Source organism: Erwinia sp. JH02 (assembly GCF_013074405.1).
In the GTDB taxonomy this organism is placed as follows: Bacteria; Pseudomonadota; Gammaproteobacteria; order Enterobacterales; family Enterobacteriaceae; genus Erwinia; species Erwinia rhapontici.
The window spans coordinates 22,306-29,381 of record NZ_JABANZ010000024.1 but is presented as its reverse complement, the minus strand read 5'-3'; the positions used below and the strand labels follow the sequence as shown (position 1 = coordinate 29,381).

Here is a 7,076-nt window from a genome sequence, read left to right as displayed (position 1 = left end):
TTTGAGAAATTTTTTCCGGCGGTTCAGATGCTTCCTGAACCTCCTGAGCCGCTGGCCGTAAGCCGTTGTGCCGTCTCAGTGGTTGCGCATTATAGGCAGTTCTCGACGGGTGACAAGGGCTAATTTGCGATAATTTGACTGTTTGCTGCAATCCCCAGCAAAACCCCTGCTTATACCCGCTTATGCACAAACTTATCCACATTCGTCGTATGACCACAATTTTGACGAGCATCGCGCAATCGTTTTCGCTACAATGCCCGCGCGTAACGGAAGCCCCTTCAGGGGCGTTACATGAACCTTACTCTCTGTTTTCTTCCTATATAGAAGAAAGAGAAAGTCTAAGCTTCATATAACGCTCTTTATATGCGATCCAAAGCCAAGGGATAAATCATGCAACAACGTCGTCCTATACGCCGCGCGCTGCTCAGCGTGTCTGATAAAGCCGGTATCCTCGAATTCGCTCAGGCGCTTTCTCAACGTGGCGTCGAGCTGCTCTCCACTGGCGGCACTGCACGCATGCTGGCAGATGCCGGCCTGCCTGTTACTGAAGTGTCTGACTACACCGGTTTCCCGGAAATGATGGATGGACGCGTCAAAACGCTGCACCCGAAAGTGCATGGTGGCATTTTAGGACGCCGCGGTCAGGATGATGCCATCATGGCTGAACACAGCATCTCACCGATTGATATGGTCGTCGTTAACCTCTATCCATTTGCCGAAACCGTTGCCCGTGAAGGTTGTTCGCTGGAAGATGCGGTTGAGAACATCGATATCGGTGGCCCAACCATGGTGCGCTCCGCCGCCAAGAACCACAAAGACGTGGCGATTGTGGTCAAGAGCAGTGACTATCAGGCCATCGTTGCCGAACTGGATGCCAACGATAACTCCCTGACGCTGTCCACACGTTTCGATCTGGCGATTAAAGCCTTCGAACACACCGCCGCCTATGACAGCATGATCGCCAACTACTTCGGTAGCCTGGTTCCTGCTTATCACGGTGACTCCACTGAACCTTCCGGTCGCTTCCCTCGGACTCTTAATCTGAACTTCATTAAGAAGCAGGATATGCGTTACGGTGAGAACAGCCATCAGGATGCTGCCTTCTATATAGAAGAGAATGTTAGCGAGGCTTCTGTCGCAACAGCACAGCAGGTCCAGGGCAAGGCACTCTCTTATAACAACATCGCCGATACCGATGCAGCGCTGGAGTGTGTGAAAGAGTTTGACCAGCCAGCCTGCGTCATCGTCAAGCATGCTAACCCCTGTGGCGTAGCAGTTGGCGGTTCAATTCTTGATGCCTACGAGCGCGCCTACAAAACTGACCCGACGTCTGCTTTCGGCGGCATTATTGCTTTCAACCGCGAGCTGGACGAAACCACTGCGCAGGCCATTATCAGCCGCCAGTTCGTTGAAGTGATTATCGCCCCTTCTGCGACTGAAGCCGCACTGAAAGTGACTGCCGCGAAACAGAACGTGCGTGTACTGACGTGCGGCCAGTGGCAGCAGCGTCACGCCGGTCTGGACTTCAAACGTGTTAACGGTGGCTTGTTAGTACAGGATCGTGACCTCGGAATGGTAAACGAAAGCCAGCTGCGCGTGGTTAGCCAGCGTCAGCCTACCGAGCAGGAACTGCGTGATGCGCTGTTCTGCTGGAAAGTGGCGAAGTTCGTCAAGTCCAACGCCATCGTCTATGCACGTGACAATATGACCATCGGCATAGGCGCTGGCCAGATGAGCCGCGTTTACTCCGCCAAAATTGCCGGTATCAAAGCCGCCGATGAAGGTCTGGAAGTCAACGGCTCGTCTATGGCCTCCGATGCATTCTTCCCGTTCCGCGATGGGATCGATGCCGCTGCTGCGGTTGGCATCACCTGCGTGATCCAACCGGGTGGATCGATTCGTGATGATGAAGTGATCGCTGCCGCTGACGAACACGGCATTGCGATGATCTTCACCGACATGCGCCACTTCCGCCATTAATTACGGAGCTTCAGATGAAAATTTTAGTGATTGGTAATGGCGGCCGCGAACATGCGCTGGCCTGGAAAGCCGCTCAGTCTCCACTGGCTGATACCGTTTTTGTTGCTCCTGGTAATGCGGGCACCGCGCTGGAGCCTGCGTTACAAAACGTGGCGATCAGCCCGACAGATATTCCTGCCCTGCTGGCTTTTGCCCGCGATGAGAAGATCGATCTGACTATCGTTGGCCCGGAAGCACCGCTGGTCATCGGCGTAGTAGATGCGTTTCGCGCAGCCGGCCTGAAGATCTTTGGCCCAACCCAGGCCGCTGCACAGCTGGAAGGATCTAAAGCGTTCACGAAGGACTTCCTGGCACGCCACAAGATCCCAACCGGCGAATACCAGAACTTTACCGAGGTGGAGCCTGCTCTGGCTTACGTTCGTCTGAAAGGCGCACCGATTGTCATCAAGGCCGATGGTCTGGCGGCAGGTAAAGGTGTGATTGTGGCCATGACGTTGCAGGAAGCCGAAGACGCCATTCAGGATATGCTGGCAGGCAACGCTTTTGGCGATGCGGGTCACCGTATTGTGGTGGAAGAGTTCCTCGACGGCGAAGAAGCCAGCTTTATCGTGATGGTCGATGGCGAGAACGTGCTGCCAATGGCCACCAGCCAGGATCATAAACGCGTTGGTGATGGTGATACCGGGCCGAATACCGGTGGCATGGGCGCTTACTCTCCAGCCCCCGTGGTCACAGATGAAATCCACCAGCGTGTGATGGACGAAGTGATCTGGCCAACCGTACGCGGAATGGCGGGTGAAGGGAATGTTTATACCGGCTTCCTGTATGCAGGCCTGATGATCGATAAAAGTGGTCAGCCGAAAGTGATCGAATTCAACTGCCGCTTTGGCGATCCAGAAACTCAACCGATCATGCTGCGTCTGCAATCCGATCTGGTCGATCTTTGCCTGGCGGCCGTTGATGGCAAACTGAATGAAAAAGATTCAGTCTGGGATCCCCGTCCATCACTGGGTGTGGTGCTGGCCGCTGGCGGCTACCCGGGAGATTACGTTAACGGTGAGCAGATCCATGGCCTGCCTCTGGAAGAAGTGGCGGATGGCAAAGTGTTCCATGCTGGCACCACACTGCAGGACGAGCTGGTCGTGACCAATGGTGGCCGCGTTCTCTGCGTTACTGCGTTGGGCGAAGACGTTGCTGCTGCACAGAAACGTGCTTATGAGCTTGCCAAACCGATCTCATGGAAAGGGAGCTTCTGCCGTAAAGATATCGGTTACCGCGCGATAGACCGTAAATAACGCATCGAAGCGGATCGTCGATCCGCTTTGACCGATTCAGCATCAAGGCGATCAACGATCGCCTTTTTTATGCTTAAAATCCCTCTTCTTTCGGTTCCGTCTTGCAGAAGTCACTGGCAGACACCAACAGCAGCTGCGTGCCTGCCGGAGCCTCCAGCCAGGCGATACTCACCGGGCCGGACGTGTCTCGCTGCTGACGGGCGATACGACCCAGCTCAGTCTGATCCAGCTCAGGTCGCACTGTTTTCCCCTGACAGGTGGTGATTGTGCCATCCTGTTGCCAGCTACCCTGCCTGAGCAATACATTCCCTGAGAGCAAATCATCACTGATTTTTAGCATCCGCTGGGCATCAAACTGATACAGCGCAATCTCATCCGCAGAGAGGGCTTCGCGCCGCCCGGACAACTGGCGTTGCATAAAGCTCAGGCTGCCGTCCTGGTCAAAGCGCAGCGTCACATCGTCAGGCTTATCACCGATAACATGACGTTCTACCGAAACCAGCTTGCCCTGCTGCCAGAGATAGTCGCTGGTTTCCGTAGCGGCACCATTAAACGGGGTATATACCGTCATCAGATGTGAAACCTGCTCGTGCTGGTTCTTACGCCAGATGCGCACCGTACCCCGATCGGCAAGATAGCCGCTGGCGGTAAAGTCCGGCAGATCAGAATGCGAACTACAGCCTGCTAACAGAATTAGCATGCCAAGAGAGAGTCGTTGGACTACAGAAGTCAGTTTCATGCGAAAAGAGTATCACAACAGCGGTAAAGCAGAAGAAACCGTTAGCGGGTAAACGGAGGTTTATCGAGATATGGCGGAGGAGCAGCAGGCAGTGAAAGGATACGGAATGATCCACGCAGGGGGAGAGATAAACAAAAGGGGCGAATTCGCCCCCCTGTTTAAACTCTTCACCGTCAGACGATTACTTAACAGCGTCTTTCAGTGCTTTACCAGATACAAATGCCGGTACGTTTGCAGCGGCAATTTTGATCTCATTACCAGTCTGCGGGTTGCGGCCAGTACGCTCAGCACGGTGGTTAACTTTAAAGGTACCAAAACCAACCAGTTGTACAGCATCACCGTCTTTCAGAGACTCAGTAATCGCAGCCAGGGTGGATTCCAGAGCAGCTTTAGCCTGGGTCTTAGACAGGTCCGCTTTGTCCGCAATTACATCAATCAGTTGAGTCTTGTTCATAAGTTATCCTTACAGTGTATTTATCGCTTGCTAAGCATCAAGTGCGAGGGAAAAACCAGATTCTGGCACTCTCCTGCATACACGCACCGATAGCCACATTTTTCAGCCCCCCAAATGTAGACCAGACTGGGGGCGAATGTGAAGCCCAAAGGCGCTACAAATCAGGCCTGAAGTCACGTTTTGTCGCCTTACTGCTGAAAATTTATACCGATGTTACTAATACCGGATTCACGCAGGTCGGATCGTAACCCTTTTATCAGCTCCAGGTCCCTGTCCTCGCAGGCGGCGAGCAGGCGGAATATCTCCCACTGGATGTCCCATTCCTCTTCAACGGCAGGATTCACCTTCAGCTCTTCTTCGGTCATTTCGCGACCTGCCTGGGTCATTTCCAGCATCGCCACCGTCGTAATTGACGTCTCGCTCACGGCAATAGCATGGACCAGCGTTTCACCACTCAAACGAGAATGCAGCAACTCGCTGAGCGCCACACAGGCATCAATTGCCGGGTAAACGCCATACAGATCGTAGTCGTCGGCTGAAGGGATCGCTTCTTCCAGTTTTTCCAGCTGGCTGTCAAAGTTCACTTTCGCGTCTTTCACCACCAGGGTTTCCCATAAAAGATCGAGAATACGGCGGTAAAGCTGGCCATCACCAAAACCGGTTTGCTGGCAAAATGCACGGTAGTTGGGCACCATGCGTTCACACAGACAAGCCATAAAAGTAACGTGCTGCCAGCTTTCCAGCTTTTCCAGCCGCAGATGAATCGGGTTACGTAACATATCGGGATCTCAGAATTAATGCACTTGCCGCAGTGTACCTGAAAAGCCACAGGGCAGCACGGTTAACCCCGGGGCAGCGCGGTAAAAGCCGTGCGGCGCGAGGCAACAGCATCCGCCCAGCGCGTAGGCTCAGGCAGACGATAGCCCTGCAAACAACGCTGCACCCAGTCAAGTGCAGTTGCATGGCTTACGCGGTGTCCGGGAGAGATAAACAGAGGATTACAGCGAGCCTTGCTGCGCAGCACAAAGCCCAGCAACTCATCGTGGTCCATCAGAGGCTGGCAACTGCCCGGTTCTGCTGCCGGGGGGGCGAATTTTCCACACAGGCGTTTTTTCGCCACGCCAATCGTAGGGACGTCGACCAGCAGGCCAAAGTGGCTGGCCACACCAAGACGACGAGGATGAGCCACTCCGTGTCCATCAACGAATAACAGGTCGGGATGATTGGACAGTTGTTTCCACGCCGCTTGCAGAGCAGGTGTTTCACGAAATGACAGGAAACCGGGAATATAGGGCATCGTCGTAGCAACACGCGCCACCTGATGCTCAATAACCTGAAGTGAGGGATATTCCAGAATCACCAGGGCGGCGCGTGTCACCGCACCACTCTGTTCAAACCCCACATCCGCGCCACCAATCAGGCGGGGAGGCATTACATCAAAGTCATCCTGACATCTCACGTCCGCTGCACGCTGACGCTGCTCGTCACGTAATGCTGCAATATCCATATTTTCCCCTAACTGATTACTCCTGGTGGTAAGGACGTGAGAGCTTGTGCACTGCCTCGACGAACACACCGGCGTTTTCTGGTGGTACATCCTGATGAATACCGTGGCCAAGGTTGAACACATGCCCTTCGCCCTGACCAAAGCCCTCAAGAATGCCCGCCACTTCCTGCTCAATACGCTCAGGAGCGGCATACAACATCGATGGGTCCATATTGCCCTGCAACGCGACCTTATGGCCCACACGGCGACGTGCGTCGGCAATATCCGTTGTCCAGTCAAGGCCCAGCGCATCACAACCTGTTGCGGCCATCGCTTCCAGCCATTGCCCGCCACCTTTAGTAAACAAGGTAACGGGTACACGGCGCCCCTCATTTTCATGCAGCAAACCATCAACGATTTTGTGCATGTAGTGGAGCGAAAACTCCAGGTAGTCGCGTCCGGTCAATACGCCGCCCCAGGTGTCAAAAATCATCACTGACTGGGCACCTGCGCGGATCTGAGCATTGAGATACAGCGTGACACTGTCGGCCAGCTTATCCAGCATCAGATGCAGCGTTTTCGGCTCGGCGTACATCATCTTTTTCAGTTTGGTAAACGCTTTGCTGCTGCCGCCTTCCACCATATAGGTTGCCAGCGTCCACGGGCTGCCAGAAAACCCGATCAGCGGCACCTCGCCGTTGAGGTTTTTGCGGATGGTACGTACCGCATTCATCACATAACCCAGCTCCTGCTCCGGGTCAGGAACAGGCAATTTTTCAACGTCAGCGCGGCAGGTGACAGGAGAGGAAAAACGTGGGCCTTCACCTGCTTCAAAATACAGTCCCAGTCCCATCGCATCGGGAATGGTCAGGATATCGGAGAACAGGATCGCCGCATCCAGCGCATAACGCCGCAGAGGTTGCAGCGTAACTTCACAGGCCAGTTCCGCGTTTTTACACAGCGACATAAAGTCACCGGCTACAGCGCGAGTTGCTTTGTACTCCGGCAGATAACGTCCGGCCTGACGCATCATCCATACCGGGGTAACATCCACTGGCTGGCGCAGCAATGCGCGCAGATATCGATCGTTCTTCAGTTCACTCATCACGAGACTCTCTCACC

Annotated in this window: 7 protein-coding genes; 2 read left to right on the top strand and 5 right to left on the bottom strand. The window is 54.2% G+C overall.

Annotation, left to right across the window (positions count from 1 at the left end; translation table 11 throughout):
* Positions 1-390 precede the first annotated feature (390 nt).
* Together purH and purD are read left to right on the top strand one after the other, a co-directional pair.
* Positions 391-1,980 (top strand): bifunctional phosphoribosylaminoimidazolecarboxamide formyltransferase/IMP cyclohydrolase, encoded by a 1,590-nt coding sequence (gene purH, locus HHI26_RS25080; protein ID WP_171149970.1) that lies wholly within the window; start codon positions 391-393, stop codon positions 1,978-1,980.
* 14 nt (positions 1,981-1,994) lie between these two features.
* On the top strand, positions 1,995-3,275 hold the full coding sequence (gene purD / locus HHI26_RS25075) for a phosphoribosylamine--glycine ligase (RefSeq protein ID WP_159338612.1): 1,281 nt from the start codon (positions 1,995-1,997) through the stop codon (positions 3,273-3,275).
* A gap of 73 nt (positions 3,276-3,348) precedes the next feature.
* On the opposite strand, the gene HHI26_RS25070 is transcribed toward purD, so the two are convergent.
* From HHI26_RS25070 to hemE, 5 genes are all read right to left on the bottom strand, one after another.
* Complete coding sequence (locus HHI26_RS25070) at positions 3,349-4,014, bottom strand: DUF1481 domain-containing protein (protein ID WP_133846986.1); 666 nt, start codon at positions 4,012-4,014, stop codon at positions 3,349-3,351.
* Between the two features lie 181 nt (positions 4,015-4,195).
* Positions 4,196-4,468 (bottom strand): nucleoid-associated protein HU-alpha, encoded by a 273-nt coding sequence (gene hupA, locus HHI26_RS25065; protein ID WP_133846987.1) that lies wholly within the window; start codon positions 4,466-4,468, stop codon positions 4,196-4,198.
* A 188-nt stretch (positions 4,469-4,656) separates the two neighbouring features.
* Positions 4,657-5,247, bottom strand: a complete 591-nt coding sequence (locus tag HHI26_RS25060; protein WP_133846988.1) for a YjaG family protein — start codon at positions 5,245-5,247, stop codon at positions 4,657-4,659.
* A gap of 62 nt (positions 5,248-5,309) precedes the next feature.
* Positions 5,310-5,975, bottom strand: a complete 666-nt coding sequence (gene nfi / locus HHI26_RS25055) for a deoxyribonuclease V (RefSeq protein WP_133846989.1) — start codon at positions 5,973-5,975, stop codon at positions 5,310-5,312.
* Positions 5,976-5,991: 16 nt separating this feature from the next.
* On the bottom strand, positions 5,992-7,059 hold the full coding sequence (hemE, locus tag HHI26_RS25050) for a uroporphyrinogen decarboxylase (protein ID WP_171149969.1): 1,068 nt from the start codon (positions 7,057-7,059) through the stop codon (positions 5,992-5,994).
* Between the last annotated feature and the right edge of the window lie 17 nt (positions 7,060-7,076).

Excerpts from the sequence above, each read along its gene's own strand:
- HHI26_RS25060 (WP_133846988.1), bottom strand. The coding sequence starts at position 5,247 with ATGTTACGTAACCCGATTCATCTGCGGCTGGAAAAGCTGGAAAGCTGG.
- purH (WP_171149970.1), top strand. The coding sequence starts at position 391 with ATGCAACAACGTCGTCCTATACGCCGCGCGCTGCTCAGCGTGTCTGAT.
- hemE (WP_171149969.1), bottom strand. The coding sequence starts at position 7,059 with ATGAGTGAACTGAAGAACGATCGATATCTGCGCGCATTGCTGCGCCAG.
- hupA (WP_133846987.1), bottom strand. The coding sequence starts at position 4,468 with ATGAACAAGACTCAACTGATTGATGTAATTGCGGACAAAGCGGACCTG.
- nfi (WP_133846989.1), bottom strand. The coding sequence starts at position 5,975 with ATGGATATTGCAGCATTACGTGACGAGCAGCGTCAGCGTGCAGCGGAC.
- purD (WP_159338612.1), top strand. The coding sequence starts at position 1,995 with ATGAAAATTTTAGTGATTGGTAATGGCGGCCGCGAACATGCGCTGGCC.
- HHI26_RS25070 (WP_133846986.1), bottom strand. The coding sequence starts at position 4,014 with ATGAAACTGACTTCTGTAGTCCAACGACTCTCTCTTGGCATGCTAATT.